Below are 20,684 nucleotides of genomic sequence, written 5' to 3' on the forward strand. Positions count from 1 at the left end.
TCGTGGGTTTTGACGAACTCCTCGGGGAAGAAGCGGGCGTGGTCGATCCAGCGGCGGTAGATGTCGCAGATGTAGATCGCGCCGTCGGGGCCGGTGGTGAAGTTCACGGGGCGGCTCCATTCGTCGCTGCTGCGGAAGAACTCGGTGCGGTCGCCGACGCGGGTGGCTTTCAAGGAGGCGCCGTTCGGTGTGATCTTGTAGCGGGTGACGAGCTGGCCGGTGGGATCGGGCACGAAGACGTTGTTTTTGAGTTCGGGCATCAAGGGGCCGCGATAGACGCCGAGGCCGCTGCACGCGGTGTTGGTGCCGGCATGCGCATCGGCTGTAGTGTGGGTGATTTGCAGCGGATAGACGCGGGTCTCGGCTCCGGGCGTGGCGATGTCTTCGTAGTTCTGCGTGATGCCGGCATGCGGATTGCGCAGCATGGCCTCGTAGGGCATGACGGTGAACATGACGGGGTTGCGGTTCGAGCAGTAGAAGTGGTGGCCCCAGTCGTCGAATGCACCGCCGTATTGGCCGCGACCGCCGGTGGGCGTGATCTTGTCGGTGCGTGGATCCCATTTGAAGTTGGAGCCGGGGATGTTGACGACATCGGCAGGTTTATCGGCGGGATAGATTTCCTTGGCATCGAGGCCGTTGTTGAAATGCACGCAGCCGTCGAGTCCCCAACGCGGGGCGCTGACCTGAAGCTGGGCGTGCTTGGGATTAAAACCTTTGATGAGCGGCTTGATCTCGTCGGCTTTGCCGTCGCCATTGGTGTCTTTGAGGAAGAGCACCTGCGAGCGTGTGGTGGCGATGAGGCCGCCGTTGTAGGGCAGGAGACCCTGCACGTTGTCCATGTGGTCGGCAAAGGTCACCGCTTTATCCATGCGGCCATCGCCGTCTTCATCGGTGAGCAGTTGGATGCGCGAGAGCCAGGGATCGCCGGGATTCGGCGGGCCGAGCGGGTAGTCGCGCATGTCGGCGACATACATCCGGCCTTGAGCGTCCCAGGTGCATTCGACGGGATCGAGCACGAGCGGTTCGGCGGCGACGAGCTGCACTTCATACGGCCCGTCGAGGTGGATGCGCTTCATGCTTTCTTCGGGCGAAAGGGCCTCGCTTTGACCGTCGCGCACCGCGCCGATGTCGCTGCCGCCGCTGGCCTGGATGGCGCTCCATTTCTCTTTGAACTCGCCGAGCGGATACAGCTCATAACGGCGCACGATCATTTCTGCGCCTTCGGTTTGCAGCAGGATTTTTCCTTCGGCAGGTTTGCAGTCGAATGCCTCGTTCACCATCGAGCCATTGACGAAATACTGCAGCGTGTCGCCCTTGGCGATGACTTCGAGACGGTTCCACTCGCCGGAGGGCGATTCGACATCGTTTTTGCCACGGAAGCCGACTTTATCCGCCCAATCCTCGTCGCGACCACGCCAGTTGATGCGGCCTTTGGTGACCGTTTGGCGTGGTTCGCCCTTCTTCCAAATCTTCTCTTTGTCACGGTCGAGCGCGAACTCGGCGTAGAGTGAGGTCGTCAGCTCCGTGCCATCGGCGAGCTTTGGCGAAAGCACCAGGATGTCACCGATGCCGCCTTCGATGATCTGCGCCTCGATGCTGGCCATCCAGGTGTCGCTGTAGGCGCCGTGCGGGCCATAAGCATGAAGCAGGATGCCGTTGTCCTTCGCCTTCTTTTCACGAGCGCCCCAAGTCTTCGCACCCCACTTGAATTCGATGACGAGATGGTAGTCGCGATAGTTTTCCTTGGTGGCGACATAGCCATAGCCGCGTCCGCTGATGTTGAAGGTGCCGTCCTTGGCAAAGGTCCAGATGTCCTTCGGGTCGTCATGGAAATCCATCTTGGGGTTCACGTGATGCTCGACATTGCCGGATTTGATCATATCGAAAAGATTGATCTTCGCTTTGACGGCATCGGCGGCGAGCAGATGGCCCACGGAAAACACGGAACACACGGAAAGGAATGAGAAGAGGCGCATGACGAGGATACGGAGGGAGAGAGGAAAGCATTACGGCACGAGTGCGGATGAGGCAGACATGAATGAGGCGAATCTTGGTGCTTTTGTGATTGGCATCCGTGCTGCGTGAATCTTGACCATTCGATAGGGGTGAGATAATCTCCGGTCATGAGTGCCGCTGAAATCAAATCTGAAGTCACCCGCCTGCCTCTGGCGGATCGTCTGGAGATCGCCGACTTGCTGGCCGAGCAGGATCGCAACGACGAAGCTGCCCGCCGCGCACGCATCGCTCGTCGCATGCAGTCCATGGACGACGGGCGCAAAATCACTCTGGAGCAGCTCGCATCGCTGCATGAGGCGATGAAGACCGTGGGGCTTTGATCCGGCCATGCGTTACCGCTTTGTCACGGAGGATGAAGTGCTGGAGTATTTCATCCGCTTGAGCACCCGCAAGCGGCAGAGCCTGCTGGAGACTTTTCAAGTTCTGGCAGACCACGCACCGCTGCCTGGAGAGCTTTCGCATCGAGATGCGAACGACCGATTCATCTATGTCTGGGAGCGTGCTCGCTGGAGAATTTGGTTCTGGTATGACGGGCCGGTGAACGAGGTGCGGATCGTGGAAGTGGACCAGATATAAACTCACTCGCCCCACGCCTTCAATCCTGTCACTGGCAGCAACGCATCCGCCGCAGCACGCCATTCGGGCGTTCCGGCTTTCTTGAAGAGATCATAGATGAGCTTCTTGCTGTGCGGATCAGCGATGGAATGCGGTGCAGTGCGCCACAAGCCAAGCCGCAAGCCGCCCTCGTGAGCGTGATCGACGTGGCGGTGGTAGATGAAGGCATCGACGGTCGGCAGAGTTTGGATTTTCTCCCACGCATAAGCATATGCTGCCGCCTGAAGCCTTTCTCCCTCGGGTTTGAGCAGGGTTTGGAAACCTTGCTCGCTCAGGATGATGCGACGTGGCTTGCCTTGGTAGAGGAGTTCAGGCTTGGCCAGGTGCTGGACGAGGACTTGGAGGTTCTTGAAGGTGACTTTGTTGGCGTTGTCGTCGGTGGTGATGGATTTGTCCGCCCAGGCACGCGGATTGTTCAGGTCTTCGGGATAAGGATGCCAGGCGACGTTCCAGTCGAAGTCACCGCGTTCGCGAACAAGACGTGCGAAGGTGTCGAGGAAGTCGCGTCCAGGCGTCGCCTCCTGCGCGCTGACGTTGTGCATGCTGCTGGCCCAATGATGATCAAACGAGACATAAGTGCGCGCATGCTGCGAATGCTTGCGGATCGCCGTGTGAGCGATGCGGTAGGCCCTTTCGTATTCGCTGGCGGCTGTTTCGAGCGAAACCAGGCCCATGTTATACCAAAGGAAGTGCGAATTGGCCTCGTTGCCAACAATCCAGCCCCACACGCGGCCATGTTCAGGATGCGCGCCGCTCCAGCGCTCCGCCAGCATGCCGATCACGGCTTCGAGAAAGCGATTCGTCGTATTGAAGCCACCGACGCTGAACTTGTAGTCTTTGCGGTGCCCCGGATGCAGCGCGATGGCATCGCGCACCGGGTCTTTGGACGGATAGGCCAGCAGGATCATGTAAACGAGCACGCCCCGGTCCGAGAGCGGCTTGATCTGGCGGTCGAGCGATGTGAGGTAGTTCTGATTGAAAACGAACTCGCCCGTTTCCGGCTTCGATTTCATGTCCAGCAGCGCCGTGAGGTTGATGTTGATCCCGGCATGATGAATGCCGAGCGCCAACGCATCATCAACCATCTGCACCTGCAACCCCTTCTGGTTCGGCGGCGTGGGAAAAAGATCGGTGTTTTGGCCGCTGGCAAAACGGGCGAAAGCGAGGCAAAGAAGCAGGAGATGACGCATGAGTGAAGCCCCACCCCATCCACCCACACCCGCCACTGAGCAACCTCAACCTGTCTGCGACCGCTGCGGCAAACCCGAGGTCACCAAGTTCGGCGACGAATTCATCTGCGATGACTGCTACATCGCCTGCGGTTCATGTTGTGCGGGTGAGGATGCGTAGAGCGAAGGGCAGCGAGTAGCCACGCTTGCCAAAGCGTGGATGGCGTGTGTTTGCATAGCGCATGACCACGTTCCCCGCCTGCAACGATGTAACACTGCGGGCAGGTGGCGAACATGGCTACGAGATTGCCCGTTGCCATTCCGTCTCACTGGGGCGGACCGGTTGCGGCGCAACCGGGCAACTTTCCTGCTGGCAACTTTCCTGCTTGGCATTCATCGTCCTGTCCTTCATCGTCACGCCTACCACCATGCGCTCGCTCCTTCTCCTCACCTTCCTCATTCAATCCGCCACCGCCGCCGAATGGACCATTTCCACCTTTGCCGGCACCGGCGTCAAAGGCGGCAGCGGTGACGGCGGCCCTGCCACTGCCGCGCAGATCGACAATCCCTTCGGTGTCGTGCGCGGCCCGGACGGCGCGATCTGGTTTTGCGAATACACCGGCCAGCGCATTCGCCGCGTGGCTCCTGACGGCACCATCAGCACCATCGCGGGGACCGGGGCCAAAGGTTACAGCGGCGACGGCGGTCCTGCCTTGCAGGCGACCTTTAATTTGCCGCACGAGCTGCGCTTCGATGCGAAGGGCGATGTTTATGTCGTCGATATGACGAACCATGCGGTGCGTAAGATCGACCTGAAGACCAAAATTATCACCACCATCGCTGGCAACGGCAAGCCTGGCTACAGCGGTGACGGTGGCCCGGCGAAGGACGCGCAGTTCAAACAGCCGCACAGCATTCAGTTTGGCCCTGATGGCAGTTTGTATGTCTGCGACATCGGCAATCACGTGATCCGCAAGATTGACATGAAGACCGGCACGATCAGCACCTTCGCCGGCACCGGCAAGGCGGGCAAAACACCTGATGGAGCGCCGATCACAGGCACACCGATCACCGAGCCGCGTTCGCTCGATTTCGACAAGACTGGAAATCTTTGGGTGGCGACACGCGGCGGCAATCAGGTCTTCAAGATCGACCTCAAGGCCGAAAAAATCTTCCACATCGCCGGCACCGGAGCCAAAGGCTTCACGGGCAACGGCGGCCCTGCAAAGGCGGCGACGCTTAGCGGTCCGAAGGGCATCTCGATTGATGCCGAGGGCAACGCCTGGCTCGCCGATTGCGAAAGCCACAGCATCCGCATGGTGAATGCGAAGACCGGCAACCTCGAACTCATTGCCGGACTCAATCAAAAAGGTGACGGCCCGGATGGCGACCCGCTGCAATGCAAGATGGCGCGTCCGCACGGAGTCTTCTGCGATGCCGACGGCACGGTGTTCATCGGCGACAGCGAATCGCATCGCGTGCGGCTACTGAAGAAGAAGTGACCGCTTCCGCTTCCAACCTCTAACTCATCACTTCCATGTTCCGCTTCCTTTGCGCCACACTCTTGCTCCCCTTCATCGCTCACGCCGATCAAATCGTCCTCGTTGCCGGAGGGACGCAGGACGCCGTGGACATCGCGGCGACTGACGCGAAGCTCAAAGAGCCGTTTGGCACCGCGTTTGATTCCGGCGGGCACATGTGGATCATCGAGATGGCCTCAGGCAATCGTTTGCTGCAAGTCGATGGCGGCGGCGTGATCCAGCATGTCGCCGGACAGCCCACGGCTGGCGACAGCGGTGATGGCGGTCCTGCCAACCGCGCGCAGTTCAATGGCCCGCACAACCTCGCGATCCTGCCGGATGGCAAAGTGCTGATCGGTGACACCTGGAACGGCCGCGTGCGTGTGGTGGATGCGAAAGCGCGCATCGTTTCGACGCTCGAAGGCTGGCAGGCACCGCCTGGCAAGGCCAAAGGCAACGGCCCTTACTGCATCACGCTGAACTTTGACGGCACCAAGCTCTACATCGCCGATCTGCGGCAGGTGCATGAGCTGGATCTCGCCACGCACACAAGCAAAGTCATCGCGGGCAACGGCAAGAAGGGCAAACCGGAGGACGGTGCCGTCGCTGTCGATGCGCCGCTTTCCGATCCGCGTGCGGTGGCACCAGATCGCCTCGGCAATGTGTATATCCTCGAACGCGGCGGCAACGCGCTGCGGGTGGTCGATAAAACCGGCCACATCCGCACCGTGGTAAATGCCAGCGGCAAACAAGGCGGCACCGGCGACGGTGGCCCCGCGCTCGAAGCCACCATGAGCGGCCCGAAGCATCTCTGCGTGGACCAGGACAACAGTGTCATCATCGCCGATGCTGAAAGCCATCTCGTGCGTCGCTACATCCCGGCCACCGGCAAGATCGAACGCATCGCCGGCACAGGCAAACAAGGCAGCGCTGGTGTTGATGGCGATCCCAAGCAATGCCAACTCGCACGTCCGCATGGCGTCACCATTCACCCGGAGTCCGGCCATCTTTACATCACCGACAGCTACAACAACCGCGTGCTGAAGATCGTGCGGGAGTGAGTTGTAGGATGGGTGTGGCGACAGCCCGCCCGTCTCATGGCGGCAATGACAAGGCCCATGTGCGCGCCAAGAGTCGGGCGGTGCTGCGAAGCGGGCTTGGAAGCTGCGGATGATCTCCGACGCAGCACACACCCAACCTACGCCCGGCTGCGCGTCTTCCGTCGCTCATTGCACCAACCCAGCGCCAACGAGGCGGCAAACAGCGCCACAAAGATCAGGAACACCACCCAGAGCGGCTGCGTCATGCCGATGAGCTGCTGCAACGCCTGTTTGGGCATTGGCACGGCATGAATCAGCATCAAGTGAACGACATAGAGCAGCAGCGATTCACGGCCTGCGAGCCGCAGCCAGCCGGTGGCGGCACTGATGCGATCCGCCACGCATGCCACCAGCACCGCCGCCATCATCACCCAGCCAAGACGTTCGAGGAAAAACTCCGGCGCACCACCCGGCCAGGGTGAATACGGCTGCGCGAAGGCCAGCATCGCCCCCAAGATGAAGATAACTGAGGCATTCCGATTCGCCGTGCCATTGCAGAGGCTGCGCGTGAGAAATCCCGCGAGTCCGAAACCCACCCATGGAAACAACGCGAACAGCGAGCCTTGGTTGCGATTGAAATACTGATCGACGAACAGCACTCCCGTGCGCCAGCTCTCGGCAGATGTTTGCAGGCCGACAAAGCAGACGAGCAGCGCTGCCGCCACCGCATTCCGCCAGCGGCCGAAGCGCTCGCAGAGCAGCATGAGCATGCCGCTGATGGCAAGGCAGTGCAGCACATCCACTTTGCAGACGTCACGCCACGTATCGGCGTTGAAAAGCGTGTGCCACGGCACATGCATCGCATAGCCGATGAGCAGCACCGTCATCAGACGTTTAAACACAGGCCAGGCCGGCTTGGATTTTCCCGCAGTCACATGCGCGCGCACAAAACCGGCGATCCAGAAGAACGCGGGGGCGATCAGGCCGTGGTAGAAGTCCAGTTCGTGAAACCACGGCGTGTGTTGCAGTGTCACGTCGAGAAACGTGTGCGCCGAGTGTGTCCAGACCATGCCGAGCACGGCGAGACCGCGAAAGAGATCGAGCCAGGCGAGGCGTTGAGGTGCGGCGGACATGCGCGCGAGATTAACAAACATGGGCGCAATCACAAGATGACTCTCGCGTCGTCGTTTGGTATGCACGCATTCGCCCACCATGAAATCCGCCGCACTCCTGTTCCTCGCCCTTCTGACCTGCAGCTTGAACGCTGCCGAAGTTTTCGAAGCCGCCCTCGGGCATGAAAAAGATCTGCCCGGCGGCAAGGAGGCGGATGGCATCCGTGGCGACTTCGTGTTGCGCAGCGACAAGGTGGAGGCGGTGATTTCTCAAAACGTCGCGAACCGTCGCGCGAACATGAGCACCTTCTACGGCGAAGACGGCGTCACGCCCGGCTGCCTTTATGATCTGACGCTGCGGGGTGCGGCGAATGACCAGCTCGTCGTCTATGGTCCGTGCGGCCACGGCCCGGTGAGCTATGTGAAGATCGCCAATGTCAAAGAAGAGGGCGGCGCTGCCGTCGAGTCCGTCACCACCGCCGCGAAGAACAGCGGTGTCTTCAAGCGCCACGAATACCGCGTCAAAGACGGCGTGCAGGGCATCTTCATCACCACCGTGCTGCGCAACGAGACCGCCCAGCCGCAGAAGACCTTCACGAAGTCCGATTTCACCCGCTTTGAATCCAACGGCACGACCAACGACGGCATTTTTTGGGTCGATGCGATCAATCCTGCGCACAAGGGTGCCTACGCGCTCGGCACACTCAACGTCACCGGCATTGAGAAGTTGGAAGACACGATCGAATTGCAACCGAAGCAGGAAGTCGTCATCTCGCGCTTCTTTGCGGTGGGCACATCACCTGCGCAGGCCGTGGGAGTGGTGCGTGCGGTCAAAGGCGGCAAACTCGGCACGGTGAACGGGCGGATTACTGATGCGAATGGGAAGAGTGTCACCACGGCGACGATTCAGGTGTCGGATGGCAAAAAAACGGTGCCGGGCTATGTCGATGAGAGCGGTGCCTTCAGCTTCACGTTGCCGCATGGCCCGACACAATTCGTGATTGATGACATCGGACGTGCGCAGGCGACCCTCTCCTTCACTGTGACCGAGGGCACGGTTTCCTTGCCCAAAGTGGCGCTCGCTGCCGCCTCACGCATGCGTTTCGACATCTCCGACGAAGCGGGCAAATCAATCCCCTGCAAAGCGCACTTCACGCCGCTGGACAAGGATGCACCCAAGCTCAACCTCGGGCCAAAACATCGCGCGCATGGCTGCGTGGATCAGTATCACAGCGAGAAGGGCCAGTTCAGCGTGCAACTGCCGCCAGGGAAGTATCGCGTCGTGGTCGTGCGTGGCCCTGAGTTCTCGCATCTCGCCAAAGAAGTGCTCATCGAGCCAGCGCGGGAGTTTGTGTTCAAAGGCACGCTGAAGCGTCTCGTCGATACCAAGGGCTGGATCAGCGCCGACTTCCACAATCACAGCACGCCGAGCGGTGACAATGTCTGCGACACCGATGGCCGCGTGATCAACATCGCCGTCGAGCATCTCGAATTCGCGCCCACCACCGAACACAACCGCCTCTACGACTGGGAGCCGACGATCAAGGCGCTCGGACTCGAAGCCTTCATCAAGACGGTCAAAGGCATGGAACTCACCGGCAGCCGTCAGCACTTCAATGCTTTTCCCTTTGAGCCTGATCCGCTCAAGCAGGACGGCGGTGCCCCGGTTTGGAATGACGACCCGCGCATCACCGCTCTCACGTTGCGTCGCTGGCAGGGCGAGCGGGCAGATCGCTGGATTCAGTTCAACCACCCCGATCTCTCAAACATGTTTGTCGATCGCGACAGCGACGGCATCGCCGATGGCGGTTTCGTCGGCGTGGGGGGCATGATCGACGGCTCCGAGGCCGAGAACGGCCCCGGCACTGACATCCTGGCCGATTCACCCTTCAAAGTAAGCCGCCCGGCTGGAGCGCTCGCGATGAAGGTCTCATCCTGTCGTGAGTTCATCTGGCGGCAGCTCTTGAATCAGGGACATCGCCTCGTCGCCGTCGGCGTGGCGGATGCGCACAGCGTTTATGGCAACGGTGTCGGCTGCTGGCGCTGTTATTTGCCTTCCAGCACCGATGAACCGGCGAAGATCGACTGGGCGGAATTATCCCCGCATGCCAAAGCTGGTCACATGATTCTCACCACCGGCCCCTTCCTCGAAGTGACGACTCAAAACGGCAAGATCGCCGGGGACGATGATCGCGCCATCGGCGGCATTGATCTCAAAGTGCGCGTGCAATGCACCGACTGGATGGACATCGACCGTGTGCAGGTGCTGGTGAACAGCCGCCCTGATCCCAAGCTCAACTTCACGCGCAAAACGCATCCACAGATGTTCAAAGAGGGCGTAGTGAAGTTTGACCAGAAGATCAAGGTGCCGCTGCAGCACGACGCGCATCTCATCGTCGTGGCCATGCATGAGACGGCGGGGCAGGAGACCTGCTACGGCACCAGTGATTACGCCAAGATGCGCCCCTGTGCCTACAACAACCCGATCTACGTCGATGCCGATGGCAACGGCTTTAAGCCGAACTACGACACGCTCGGTTTCGACATTCCTGCTGGACGCCAGACGGCAGATAAGGTGCGGCCGCTACTCAGCAAAGCCGGTTTGATGGAGGACGAGCTGAAACCGGCGGTGCCCGCTGCTGAAGCGAAGAAGCCATGAGATTTGTCGCGACAGCGTCCTGGAGTGCGCCGGCCCTCCGGCGCTTTCGAGCGTCCACCGGCCTGCGAAAAGCTCCAGAGGGCTGGAGCACTCCAGGACGCTGCCGCGCCCACCACACACCCGCCGCTTGAAACACGCCCATGAATCCCGCACTCCTTGAACACGCGCAGCGTGCCGCCACAAAAGCCTACGCGCCGTATTCGCAGTTTCAGGTCGGTTGTGCGCTGCTGACGGCAGCAGGAAACATCTTCACCGGCTGCAATGTGGAAAACGCGAGTTATGGGCTGACGATTTGTGCGGAGCGGAACACGATCTTCCATGCCGTGGCCGAGGAAGGGCCGGGGATGAGGATTACATCGCTCGCCGTCATCGCGCTCGGGCAGGAGTTCCCGCCATGCGGGGCATGCCGCCAGGTGATTGCGGAGTTTGCTGCACCGGAGACGCCGATTTGGTTCCTGCGCGATGGAAAACCACTGGCGATGACGATGGCGGAGTTGCTGCCGGCGAGCTTCCGGTTATGAATGCGCCCGCATGACACTTCCACCTTCTGTTTCGCTCAGTGAAGAACTCGCGGGTTACCCCACCCTCGACATTGAACATCCTGCCGTCATCGGCCGCATTGCGTTAAACGGTGCGCATGTGATGGAGTGGATCCCGGAAGGTCATGACCCTGTGCTTTACATGAGCGCCGAGGCCTTGTTTGAGCCGGGCAAACCCATTCGCGGCGGCATTCCCATCTGCTGGCCGTGGTTTGGCCCGCATCCGACGGACACCAGCAAACCGGCCCACGGTTTTGTGCGCACGATGATCTGGGAGGTTGATGCTGCACGCGAAACAGCGACGGAGGTCGAGATCGTGCTCAAGCTGCAAGACTCCGCCGAAACAAAGTCCCTGTGGCCGCATGCGTTCTCCGCACGGCTGCACGTTCACATGGGCGCTTCATTGCAAGTCACGCTGCAAGTCACAAACACTGGCACCACTGCTTGGGACATGACCGGAGCACTGCACACCTACCTCAATGTCGAGGACGTGCGAAAGATCGCCATCCACGGCCTGCATGGCACGCAGTATGTGGAAGGCCGTCTTTCGCCGGACAAAAGGCCGCAACATGACACCGTGGTCATCGATCAGGAAGTGGACCGCCTCTACGCCTCTGATGCCACGGTCATCGTGCATGATCCCAAATGGCACCGTGAACTCGTCATCGAAAAGGCCGGCAGCCTCGCGACGGTGGTTTGGAATCCGTGGATCGAGAAGTCCAAACGTCTCACCGATCTGCCCGATGAAGCGTATCCCGAATTTCTCTGCATCGAAGCGGCCAACGCTGGTGAAAATATTGTCACAGTGCAGCCCGGTCATGAGCATTTGTTGATGCAGCGCATCGACGTGCGAAAAATTTGATCACTGAGCCAGAGTCATCGACGGCGCTTCCCTTGACCTCGTGGCATGCCTCGCCATGTCTTCACGCGTGTCGGACGGACCTCCATTGATCGACCGCGTTCGTTTGCGCTCCAACCAGTGGCGCAAACTGCGTTCGATTGTGCTCAATCTGGCCACGACGGACAGCTTATACGGCAAAAAAATCCGCGAATGGGAGCTGAAGGTGAGCCGGTTGAACCGCATCGAAGATTTCATCGCGCAGGTGCCGTTCACGACGAAGGCGGACATTCAGGCGGATCGTGCCGCGAATCCGCCCTTTGGCACGAATCTCACCCGCGCCATTCATCAATACACACGCTTCTGCCAGACCAGCGGCACGAGCACGGGCGAGCCGATGGCCTGGGTGGACACGCCGGAGAGTTGGGAGGCGATGCTGAAATGCTGGCAGCGCGTGTTTGAGGCCGCGGGTTTGGTCAAAGGCCGTGACCGTATCTTCTTCGCGTTTTCGTTTGGCCCGTTTCTCGGTTTCTGGACGGCGTATGAGGCGGCGGCGAAGGATTTTCTCGTCATTCCGGCCGGTGGCTTGTCGAGCCAGGCGCGGCTGGAGGCGATGGCACGCTATGGCGCGACGGTGCTGTGCTGCACGCCAACGTATGCGTTGCGCCTTGGCGAATTGATCGGTGAAAGCTCCGGTGTTGAACGCATGAGCCTGCGCATCAACAAAATCATCGTGGCAGGTGAAGCGGGCGGCAGCGTGCCGGAAGTGCGCAAGCGTCTCGAACAGCTGTGGGATGCGCGGGTGTTTGATCATCACGGCATGACGGAGGTCGGCCCGGTGAGTTATGAGGCCGAGGACATGCCGAGCTGCCTGATCGTGATCGAGGAGGCGTATCTCGCGGAGATTGTGGATCCGAAAACGGGTGTGGAAGTGCCGGATGGTGAATGCGGTGAACTGATCCTGACCACGCTGGACCGCACCGCCTGCCCGCTGCTGCGCTACCGCACCGGCGACTGGGTGAAGAAGAAGATGCATCGTGGCCGTCTAGTGCTCGATGGCGGCATTTTGAGCCGCTTAGATGACATGGTCGTCGTCCGCGGCGTGAACGTGTATCCCAGCGCCATCGAAGCCGTGGTGCGCGAGTTTCCCGAGGTCATCGAGTTCATGGTGGAGCAGCGCAAGGTCGATGCGATGGATGAGATCGAGCTGCTGGTCGAAATGGACGGCAATGTGGCGAAGCCGTTGCTCAAACGCATCGAAACCAAGCTGCGCGACACGTTTTCTCTGCGTATTCCGGTTAGGCTGGCCGAACCTGACAGCCTGCCGCGTCATGAATTCAAAGCGAAACGCTGGCGTATCGTCGCCGCAGCCTGACTCCATCCATGCCCCTCATCGAACTCACCAACCTCTCGAAAGCCTACACCGATCCAGGCAGCGGTGCGCGTGTGCCCGTGCTGCGCGGGATCAACCTGAAGATCGAGGCGGGCGAATCGCTTGCCATCGTCGGTCCTTCCGGCTGTGGCAAAAGCACGCTGCTGAACATTCTCGGCACGCTGGATGCGCCGGATGAAGGCGAGATCACCTTCGACGGTGAATCGCTCAAGCAATGCACGCCGAAGCAGCTTGCCGCCGTGCGGAGCCAGAAGATCGGCTTCATCTTCCAACTGCATCATTTGATGCCGCAGTGTTCGGTGCTGGAAAATGTGCTGCTGCCCACCCTGGCGCTGAAAACACCGCCAGAGGATGCTTTGAAGCGTGCGGAGGTGCTGTTGGAGCAGGTGGGACTCAAGGACCGCATGAGCTGGAAGCCGGCGCAGCTCTCCGGCGGTGAACGGCAGCGTGTGGCCTTTGTGCGTGCGTTGATCAATCAGCCACGTCTCATTTTGGCCGATGAACCGACCGGTGCGCTCGATGAAGTCAACGCCGCCGCTTTGACTGACCTGCTGCTGGAACTGCAAAAGAGCAGCGGCGTCACGCTCGTCATGGTCACGCATCATCGGGCCCAGGCGGAGCGCATGGGGCGGGTGATGACGATTCACGAAGGTGTCCTGGCATGAAACTCAAGGATTACGTCCTCCAGTCCGCACGCTACTACTGGCGTGGCCATCTCGGCCTGCTGTTCGGCACGTTCCTGGCCGCTACGATTCTGACCGGCTCCATGCTCGTCGGTGATTCGGTGCGTGCGAGTCTGCGGCGCGTCGCTGCGCTGCGTTTGGGCAAGATCGAAGGCGGCGTGATCGGCGGTGATCGCTGGTTCACGGAAAATCTGGCGCGCAAAACGAAGACGGTGCCGGTGATCATCGCCACCGGCTCGGCAGCGGCGGCGAATGGCAAGGTGCGCGTGAATGGCACGCAGGTGCTCGGCGTGGATGAAGGCTTCTGGAAGCTCAGCACGAGCGGGAAGGCTGTCGTGTTCGATAAAACTGGCGTCGCCATCAATGAACCGCTGGCGCGCAAACTTGGCGTGAAGGTTGGCGACACGGTGCTCGTGCGCTTGGAGCGTCCGAGTGCGATTTCACGCGATGCGCCGCTCTCCGGCAGCACGAACCAGGATGTTTCGCTGCGGCGCACCGTCGGGGCGATTGTGAGCGCGGAGGATTTTGGCGCGTTTCAACTCACCGCGTCGCAGGTGCCGCCGGATTCGGTGTTTGTGAATCTCGCCGACCTGCAAACGCAGCTCGAAATGGACGGACGCGTGAATGCGATCCTCAGCGCGCAGTTTGCAGCGCTGCGGTCGCCATTGGAGGAGCAGCGCACGCTGGAAGACTTCTCGCTCCAGCTCAAGCACATCGAGGGCACGCAGAAGGAATGGGAGATCAGCACCAGCCGCGTGTTTCTGGACCGCAGCCTCGCGGAGAAGCTCAACCAGCTCAAAGGCGCACACGGCGTGATGACCTACCTCGTCAACGGCATCACTTCGGCGAATGGAGCGACGCCGTATTCGATGATCACGGCGGTTAGTGGGGATGGTAGTGCTCAGTTCTCAGTGCTTAGTGCTCAGTCGGAGAAGCCAGAGGCGGCGAAACTGAGCACTGAGCACTCGGCACTGAGAACTCCGCCGATGGTCATCACTCAATGGCTGGCGGATGATCACAAGCTCGCGGTGGGCGATGAGTTGAAGCTGCAATACTTTGTGGTCGGCCTGGGGCGTGAGCTGAAGCAGGAGACGGCGAGTTTCAAGGTGGCGGGCATCCTGCCGATGACGGATCCGAAAGTCAGCAAGGCGTGGACCCCGGAGTTTCCGGGTGTTTCGGACGTGGACAACTGCCGCGACTGGGAACCGGGCATCCCGATGGATATGAAGGCCATCCGTGACAAGGACGAGGACTACTGGGACGAGTTCAAAGGCACACCGAAGGGATTCATCACGCTGGGGGCCGGTCAGAAGCTCTGGGCGAACCGTTTCGGCAATCTCACGGCCATTCGCATCCCGGAAGGCGGTCAGAGCAAGGAGGCGCTGAGCCATGCGATCGCGCTGCGGCTCAATCTCGCCGACATCGGCCTCACGCCGCGCAATTTCAAAGGCGAGGCCGGTGCGGCAGCGCAAGGCAGCGTGGATTTCGGCGGCCTGTTCATCGGCCTGAGTTTGTTTTTGATCGTGGCGGCGCTGGTGTTCGCGGCGCTGCTGTTTTTGTTCACACTGGAGCGACGGGCATCGCAGATTGGGCTACTGATGGCCGTGGGATGGACGAAGGCCATGGTGCGCCGCGTGTGGCTGCTGGAAGCGGGCGTGATCGCCATTGCGGGTGTGCTGCTCGGTGTGTTCGGTGGCGTGATTTACACGAAGTCGGCACTGCATGGCCTCTCCGCAGTCTGGCATGGAGCTACGCAAGGGCTGCCGCTGATGTTTGATGCGAGCTTCGGCACGATCATTGGCGCGGCGATGGGAACGCTCGTGGTGGTGCTGGCGACGCTGTGGTGGGCGAGCAGGAAGATCTTCAAAACGGCAACACGTGACCTGCTGGACGGCTCCTGGAGCGCCGATGCGGCCAAGGTACTCAAGAAAGCACGGGTGAAATGGATCCCGGTGCTCTCAGGCATTGCGCTGGTGATGCTTGTTGTGGCCTTGTTCGTGAAAAATCCCGCTGCTGTAGCCGGCCTGTTCTTCGGCTCCGGCATGCTGCTCATGATTGCGGGACTGCTGTATCTGCGCGGCTGGATGCGGCGTGACAGCGGTGCGCTGGCACGCACGCTGTGGGAGATCGGCTCGCGCAACATCTCGCGTCGGCCATCGCGCAGTCTCGCGGTGATCGGCATGATGGCGGGCGGCATCTTCCTCGTGGTGGCGGTGAACGCCTTCCGCATGAGCGCGGGCGATGAAACCAAGCGTGACTCCGGCACGGGTGGCTTTGCGCTCATCGGTGAGTCGTCATTGCCGGTGTATGAAGATCTGAATGCGAAGACGGGTTGGGATGCCTTCGGCCTGGATGAAAAACTCATGCCGCAGGTCCGCGTGGTGCCGTTTCGGGTGCGGGAAGGGGATGATGCGAGCTGTTTGAACCTGAACCGTGCGCAGAAGCCGGTGCTCGTGGGGGTTGATCCGGCGAAGCTGACGGGCTCGTTCGCGTTTGCATCGGGTTCATGGGACAAACTCAGTGATGCCTCGTTTGTGTCCGCTATCGCCGATCAGGCGACGGCGATGTGGGGGCTTGGCAAAGGCGTGGGGGATACGCTGGATTATCAGGACAGTGCCGGGAACACGTTTCAGGTGAAGATCGTCGGCTTGCTGGCCGGTTCGGTGCTGCAAGGCAAGATGATCATCAGCGAGCAGGCGTTTCTGGCGAAGTATCCTGATACGGCGGGCTATCGCTTCTTCCTGATGGATGCGAAGCCGGAGCAGGCTGCCGAAATGGCTGCGCATCTCACGCGGCAGCTTGAACAGCGTGGTCTGGCGCTGGAACCGGCGCGGCAGCGGCTGGAGGTGTTCCTGAGTGTGCAGAACACTTACATCGGCATCTTCACGGTCCTGGGCGGCTTGGGCGTGCTGCTGGGTACGGCGGGCATCGGTGTGCTGATCGCACGGCATGTGTTGGAGCGGCGTGGCGAGCTGGGACTCATGCAGGCGCTCGGATTCCGCGTGGGTTCGCTGCGTCTGATGATTCTCGGTGAGCACAGCGTGCTGCTGGTGCTGGGCGTCATCCTTGGTGTCGCCACGGCATCGCTGGCAGTCATTCCGCGGTTGATTGAAAGCGGCGGCGGTGTGCCGGTGGCGTTTCTTGGCAAACTGATCGTCGCGGTGCTTGGTTTTGGCCTCGTGGTCTGTGTGATCGCCGTTGCGATGGCGGTGCGCGGGAAATTGACCGAGGCGATTCGGAGAGAGTAGGTCAAGGATTCGTCAAGAAATGGTCAAGGTGGTCAAGAAGTACGACACTTGACCTTCTTGACCGTTGACGGCTTGACTCAATCTCTGCTGAACAACTTCTTGAAGAAGCGGCCGGTTTCGAGTCCGGCGTCGCCGGTCCATTCCCAGGCGCGGCGGGCGGTTTTTTTGACTTCCACAGCAGCACGTTCGCCTTTGGTGCCGCCGGGCGCTGCCGCATCAGTGCCGTCTGCGTCATTGCCCCATTGCTGATGGATAACCGCGCCGGTTTCGGCGGAGATGACGATGAAGCCGATCTCGGCACCGTTAGTGTCATTGAGCGCGAGGCCCCATTCGGGTGCGCCGGTGGTGGCATTGGCGGCGAGTTGATAGGCGGCAGTGACGAAGTTCATCTTCGCCAGCATGGCGGTCTGCTGCGCAATTTTTCGGACATCGGCGGAGCGCAACTTGACGCGGTTGAAGGCGATGGGCTGCGTCGGCACGCGTTGCAGCAGTTTGGTGCCAGCACCGTTGGCAGCGGGTGCCCAGCCTTCTTTATCCAACGTCAGCAAGGCGCGCACGAGTTCGCCCTGGCGGAACGGATCGCGGGCATAGACGGTCCATTGTTCTGGTTCGGCGGCGCTGGCGGGGGATTGCAGCAGCAGGATGCCTTCGGAGGTCGCGGCACCGTATTCCTGGTCGATGATGGTGGCGACTTCCGGGTTGCCCTGAACGCTGGCGGCGCTGGCGAGCAGGACGATGAGGAGCAGGGCTGGTTTCATGGTGGTGACAATTGGAGTTGTGACGGAGAGGAATTAATTGCGGCTGCGCAGCTTGGAGAGCAGGCGCAGAATTTCGAGGTAGAGCCAGACGAGGGTGACGAGCAGGCCGAAGGCGGCATACCATTCCATGTGCTTCGGCGCACCGGCGGCACAGCCGTTCTCGATGAAATCAAAGTCGAGCACGAGATTGAGCGCGGCGATGACCACCACGAAGCCGGAGAAAGCGATACCGACCCAGCCGTTGCCGAACAGGCCGGGAATCTGAATGCCGAACATGCTCAGCACCCAGGTGGCGAGGTAAAAGATCGCGATGCCCATGGTGGCGGCGAAGATGCCGAGCTTGAAGTTCTCCGTGGCCTTGATGATGCCGGTCGCATACGCGGCGAGCAGGGCAAACAGAATGCCGCAGGTCAGCAGCACAGCGGTGAGCACGATGCCGTGAAAACTGGCCTCAAATAGCGCGGAGATGACGCCGACGATCACGCCTTTGGTGACGGCATAAACCGGTGCCAGCATGGGCGCTGTTTTTGGCACGAAGGCAATGATCAGCGCGAGCGCGAAGGGCACCAGCCAGCCGAATTTCAGCGCCGTGCCGAACCAGGCAGGCGGATTCGCGGCTGATACCTGGCCCCAGCTCCAAGCGCCCGCCGTGACGAGCAGCAGGGTGAGAATGGCCGTCTTGAGAACGGTGCCGTTGAGCGTCATCACGCCGTCGGCGGCATTGCCGGTGCGGGATTTTTCAAAGACGTGGTCGCTGAGGGTGGGGTTGGAGGTGCGCATGAGGTTGAGGTGCTGAATTCGCGATCAGATTACAAGAAGGGCGGCAAGGGGTCAATGCACCACTTGGGAGATCAAGGAAAGCATCTGCCATGTTGAACAGACCGGCTTTGAAGTTTTCAAGTCGGCCAAGTTTTACACCTGCAGGTTGTTCATGGCTTGAGATGTCTCACGAGGAACTCCATGCGCAACCGCGAGCCAAACGGCGTTTCCGCCGCGCCGTGGCCGGTGCCGATGATGGGCATGAAGTCGAAAGTCTTGCCGGCCTTTTGCAACGCACCAACAGCCTGCGTGGTGCTGGCAGGATCGACGTTGGTGTCGAGTTCGCCAACGATGAGGAGGAGATGGCCGTTTAACTTCGCGGCATCCGCCACGTTCGAGCTGCGCTTGTAGCTGTCATCGACGGGCCAGCCCATCCACTGCTCGTTCCACCAGATTTTGTCCATGCGGTTGTCGTGGCAACCACAGTCGGCGACGGCAACTTGGTAGAAGTCGTGGTGATCGAGCAATGCACGCATCGCATTCTGACCGCCTGCGCTGCCGCCGTAGATGCCGACGCGGGTGAGGTCCATCCAGGGGCGAGTTTTTGCGGCTGCCGTGATCCACAACTTTCGATCCGGGAAGCCGGCGTCTTTGAGATTCTTCCAGCACACATCGTGAAAGGCCTTGCCGCGATGATTGGTGCCCATGCCGTCCATCTGCACCACGATGAAGCCGAGTTCGGCCATCGTGTGATGGCCGAGCAACCTGCCGAACTCTTTTGGAGTGAAAGCACCGTGCGGTCCGGCATAGATGTTTTCGACGACGGGGTATTTCTTTGAAGGATCAAAGTTCGATGGCTTGACGATGACGCCGTGGATGTCCGTTTTGCCATCGCGACCTTTCGCGACGAAGCGTTCGGGCATTGTCCACCCTGCGGCGAGCAGGGCGGAGGCATCGGCTTTCTCCAATTCGCACACGAGGGCACCGTCGCTGCTGCGACGCAGCTCATGAACAGGCGGATGATCGGCGCGGGACCAGGCGTCGATGAAGAAGTCACGCTGCGGCGAGAATTCGACGTGGTGGTTGCCATCGCCTTCCGTGAGCTGCCTGAACTCGCTGCCATCGAGCTTCACGCGGCAGAGATGCAGGTGATACGGGTCTTCAGCGGCCTGCAAAGCACTTGCGAGGAACCACACCTCGCGCTTCGCGTCATCGACGTGCAAAACTTCGCGCACCGGCCACGCACCCTTCGTAATTTGGTTCTTCACCTGGCCGGTTTTGGCATCGTAGAGCCATAGATGGCACCAGCCATCGCGTTCGCTCATCCAGATGAGTTCGCCGCTGCTGTGCAGCCAGTGACGCCAAGTTTTCTTGGTGTAGTCGATGAAGGTCTTGGCCTGTTCTTCGACCACGACACGCACCGCGCCAGTTTTGGCGTTCGCGGCGAGGATGCGGTAGAGTTGATGGCCGCGTTGGTTGTAGTCGAAGTAGAACTCACTGCTGTCTGGAGACCAAGTGATGTCGAGTTTGCCGGACTCGGTGAAGGGATTCGCATACAAGTCTCTCGGCACGCGAATCTTCTCGCCGCTGGTCTGGTTGATCACCAACTGCGGCTTTGGCAAAGGATCGCCCGGCTTGAGGTAGTCGATGACTTTCGTTTTCGGTTGTAGGCCATCTTTCGGTGAAGAATCGACGAGGGTGATCTGGCGTTTTGGCACCGCATCCGCCTCGCTCGTGACAATGCATGTGCCATCCGGTGATTTCGCGCCGCGCTCAGGCTTCTTCGGTTCCTCTTTGGCCTTCGTGAGACCTTTGCCGTCGATGATGAGCGTCTGCACGACCGGCCCGGCTTCGATTACGGCGAGATGCTCACCGGTGCGGCTGGTGATGAGCCAAACGTGGCCGTCGAAGGTGTGCTGCTCCCGCTCCATGCCCACGCGGATGCCGCCGTAGCGAAGGTGCTCGCCCTGCTGGTTGATCCAGAAGAGATCCACGTCCTCGCCGAGTTGGTTGATGAATTTCAGCCCGGACTCCTCGCCGGTGCGCTGCGTCGGGCGCAGTTCGATTTTGGCAGTAGAGGTTTTCACGGCCGCCTTTTCCGGCAACCCGAGCGCCTTGAGCGTGGGCGCAGTCTTGCGCGCACCTGTCGTGGCATCGATGAGTACGAACTCATGAGTCGGTGGTCCGGTTTGTACGCGATACCAAAACGTTTTGCCACCCGACAGCCAGTTTGCCTTCACGCGGTCACGAAAGACTTTGCTCTCTGTGCGCTTCGGCAGGCTGCGGGCGGCATCGAAGGCGGTTTGAGCTACCACAGAGGGCACAGAGAGGCACA

Annotated in this window: 17 protein-coding genes; 11 read left to right on the forward strand and 6 right to left on the reverse strand. The window is 60.5% G+C overall.

Annotated elements, in window-relative coordinates; all coding sequences use genetic code 11:
• Positions 1-1,976: PVC-type heme-binding CxxCH protein (locus ACKVY0_RS01440; protein ID WP_409213001.1), on the reverse strand; the 1,976-nt coding region annotated here is incomplete at its 3' end.
• 147 nt (positions 1,977-2,123) lie between these two features.
• Between ACKVY0_RS01440 and ACKVY0_RS01445 the strand changes: the two genes are divergently transcribed.
• Together ACKVY0_RS01445 and ACKVY0_RS01450 are read left to right on the forward strand one after the other, a co-directional pair.
• Entirely contained in the window at positions 2,124-2,336 is a 213-nt protein-coding gene (locus ACKVY0_RS01445; protein WP_409213002.1) for a hypothetical protein, read from the forward strand.
• 7 nt (positions 2,337-2,343) lie between these two features.
• Positions 2,344-2,592, forward strand: coding sequence for a hypothetical protein (locus ACKVY0_RS01450; protein ID WP_409213003.1), 249 nt, complete (start codon positions 2,344-2,346; stop codon positions 2,590-2,592).
• 2 nt (positions 2,593-2,594) lie between these two features.
• On the opposite strand, the gene ACKVY0_RS01455 is transcribed toward ACKVY0_RS01450, so the two are convergent.
• Positions 2,595-3,821 carry a DUF5722 domain-containing protein gene (locus ACKVY0_RS01455; protein ID WP_409213004.1) on the reverse strand — a complete coding sequence of 409 codons (1,227 nt, stop codon included), beginning with the start codon at positions 3,819-3,821 and terminating at the stop codon, positions 2,595-2,597.
• On the opposite strand from ACKVY0_RS01455, the gene ACKVY0_RS01460 reads away from it, so the two are divergent.
• The 3 genes from ACKVY0_RS01460 (at position 3,820) to ACKVY0_RS01470 (ending at position 6,381) form a co-directional block, all read left to right on the forward strand.
• Positions 3,820-3,981, forward strand: coding sequence for a hypothetical protein (locus ACKVY0_RS01460; RefSeq protein ID WP_409213005.1), 162 nt, complete (start codon positions 3,820-3,822; stop codon positions 3,979-3,981). The genes ACKVY0_RS01455 and ACKVY0_RS01460 overlap by 2 nt on opposite strands.
• Positions 3,982-4,228: 247 nt before the next feature.
• Positions 4,229-5,302, forward strand: coding sequence for a hypothetical protein (locus tag ACKVY0_RS01465; RefSeq protein WP_409213006.1), 1,074 nt, complete (start codon positions 4,229-4,231; stop codon positions 5,300-5,302).
• A gap of 35 nt (positions 5,303-5,337) precedes the next feature.
• Positions 5,338-6,381 (forward strand): hypothetical protein, encoded by a 1,044-nt coding sequence (locus ACKVY0_RS01470; protein ID WP_409213007.1) that lies wholly within the window; start codon positions 5,338-5,340, stop codon positions 6,379-6,381.
• 137 nt (positions 6,382-6,518) lie between these two features.
• Here the strand turns inward: ACKVY0_RS01470 and ACKVY0_RS01475 are convergent, their stop codons facing one another.
• Positions 6,519-7,493, reverse strand: coding sequence for a heparan-alpha-glucosaminide N-acetyltransferase domain-containing protein (locus tag ACKVY0_RS01475; protein ID WP_409213008.1), 975 nt, complete (start codon positions 7,491-7,493; stop codon positions 6,519-6,521).
• A 79-nt stretch (positions 7,494-7,572) separates the two neighbouring features.
• Between ACKVY0_RS01475 and ACKVY0_RS01480 the strand changes: the two genes are divergently transcribed.
• The 6 genes from ACKVY0_RS01480 to ACKVY0_RS01505 all read left to right on the forward strand — a co-directional run bounded on the left by ACKVY0_RS01480 (position 7,573) and on the right by ACKVY0_RS01505 (position 16,832).
• Positions 7,573-10,131: a CehA/McbA family metallohydrolase gene (locus tag ACKVY0_RS01480; RefSeq protein WP_409213009.1), complete on the forward strand. Its 2,559-nt coding sequence runs from the start codon at positions 7,573-7,575 to the stop codon at positions 10,129-10,131.
• A 140-nt stretch (positions 10,132-10,271) separates the two neighbouring features.
• Positions 10,272-10,652, forward strand: a complete 381-nt coding sequence (cdd, locus tag ACKVY0_RS01485; protein ID WP_409213010.1) for a cytidine deaminase — start codon at positions 10,272-10,274, stop codon at positions 10,650-10,652.
• Positions 10,653-10,662: 10 nt separating this feature from the next.
• Complete coding sequence (locus ACKVY0_RS01490; RefSeq protein WP_409213011.1) at positions 10,663-11,532, forward strand: D-hexose-6-phosphate mutarotase; 870 nt, start codon at positions 10,663-10,665, stop codon at positions 11,530-11,532.
• A gap of 55 nt (positions 11,533-11,587) precedes the next feature.
• A complete protein-coding gene (locus ACKVY0_RS01495) occupies positions 11,588-12,883 on the forward strand; it encodes a phenylacetate--CoA ligase family protein (RefSeq protein WP_409213012.1) in 1,296 nt (431 codons plus the stop codon).
• Between the two features lie 8 nt (positions 12,884-12,891).
• Positions 12,892-13,566 (forward strand): ABC transporter ATP-binding protein, encoded by a 675-nt coding sequence (locus ACKVY0_RS01500; RefSeq protein ID WP_409213013.1) that lies wholly within the window; start codon positions 12,892-12,894, stop codon positions 13,564-13,566.
• The gene (locus tag ACKVY0_RS01505; RefSeq protein ID WP_409213014.1) at positions 13,563-16,832 is read left to right on the forward strand and encodes an FtsX-like permease family protein; all 3,270 of its coding nucleotides are present in this window, start codon (positions 13,563-13,565) and stop codon (positions 16,830-16,832) included. Before ACKVY0_RS01500 ends, ACKVY0_RS01505 begins: the two co-directional genes overlap by 4 nt.
• Before the next feature lie 77 nt (positions 16,833-16,909).
• Here the strand turns inward: ACKVY0_RS01505 and ACKVY0_RS01510 are convergent, their stop codons facing one another.
• From ACKVY0_RS01510 to ACKVY0_RS01520, 3 genes are all read right to left on the reverse strand, one after another.
• Positions 16,910-17,590: a hypothetical protein gene (locus tag ACKVY0_RS01510; protein ID WP_409213015.1), complete on the reverse strand. Its 681-nt coding sequence runs from the start codon at positions 17,588-17,590 to the stop codon at positions 16,910-16,912.
• Positions 17,591-17,623: 33 nt separating this feature from the next.
• Complete coding sequence (locus ACKVY0_RS01515) at positions 17,624-18,370, reverse strand: Bax inhibitor-1/YccA family protein (RefSeq protein WP_409213016.1); 747 nt, start codon at positions 18,368-18,370, stop codon at positions 17,624-17,626.
• Between the two features lie 149 nt (positions 18,371-18,519).
• Positions 18,520-20,673 carry a prolyl oligopeptidase family serine peptidase gene (locus ACKVY0_RS01520; protein ID WP_409213017.1) on the reverse strand — a complete coding sequence of 718 codons (2,154 nt, stop codon included), beginning with the start codon at positions 20,671-20,673 and terminating at the stop codon, positions 18,520-18,522.
• Positions 20,674-20,684 lie beyond the last annotated feature (11 nt).

It is taken from the genome of Prosthecobacter sp. (assembly GCF_046154365.1).
In the GTDB taxonomy this organism is placed as follows: Bacteria; Verrucomicrobiota; Verrucomicrobiia; order Verrucomicrobiales; family Verrucomicrobiaceae; genus Prosthecobacter.

Coding starts and splice junctions, on each gene's coding strand:
- ACKVY0_RS01515 (WP_409213016.1), bottom strand. CDS start 18,370: ATGCGCACCTCCAACCCCACCCTCAGCGACCACGTCTTTGAAAAATCC.
- ACKVY0_RS01460 (WP_409213005.1), top strand. CDS start 3,820: ATGAGTGAAGCCCCACCCCATCCACCCACACCCGCCACTGAGCAACCT.
- ACKVY0_RS01455 (WP_409213004.1), bottom strand. CDS start 3,821: ATGCGTCATCTCCTGCTTCTTTGCCTCGCTTTCGCCCGTTTTGCCAGC.
- ACKVY0_RS01475 (WP_409213008.1), bottom strand. CDS start 7,493: ATGTCCGCCGCACCTCAACGCCTCGCCTGGCTCGATCTCTTTCGCGGT.
- ACKVY0_RS01505 (WP_409213014.1), top strand. CDS start 13,563: ATGAAACTCAAGGATTACGTCCTCCAGTCCGCACGCTACTACTGGCGT.
- ACKVY0_RS01510 (WP_409213015.1), bottom strand. CDS start 17,590: ATGAAACCAGCCCTGCTCCTCATCGTCCTGCTCGCCAGCGCCGCCAGC.
- ACKVY0_RS01470 (WP_409213007.1), top strand. CDS start 5,338: ATGTTCCGCTTCCTTTGCGCCACACTCTTGCTCCCCTTCATCGCTCAC.
- ACKVY0_RS01450 (WP_409213003.1), top strand. CDS start 2,344: ATGCGTTACCGCTTTGTCACGGAGGATGAAGTGCTGGAGTATTTCATC.
- ACKVY0_RS01495 (WP_409213012.1), top strand. CDS start 11,588: ATGTCTTCACGCGTGTCGGACGGACCTCCATTGATCGACCGCGTTCGT.
- ACKVY0_RS01490 (WP_409213011.1), top strand. CDS start 10,663: ATGACACTTCCACCTTCTGTTTCGCTCAGTGAAGAACTCGCGGGTTAC.
- ACKVY0_RS01500 (WP_409213013.1), top strand. CDS start 12,892: ATGCCCCTCATCGAACTCACCAACCTCTCGAAAGCCTACACCGATCCA.
- ACKVY0_RS01480 (WP_409213009.1), top strand. CDS start 7,573: ATGAAATCCGCCGCACTCCTGTTCCTCGCCCTTCTGACCTGCAGCTTG.
- cdd (WP_409213010.1), top strand. CDS start 10,272: ATGAATCCCGCACTCCTTGAACACGCGCAGCGTGCCGCCACAAAAGCC.
- ACKVY0_RS01445 (WP_409213002.1), top strand. CDS start 2,124: ATGAGTGCCGCTGAAATCAAATCTGAAGTCACCCGCCTGCCTCTGGCG.
- ACKVY0_RS01465 (WP_409213006.1), top strand. CDS start 4,229: ATGCGCTCGCTCCTTCTCCTCACCTTCCTCATTCAATCCGCCACCGCC.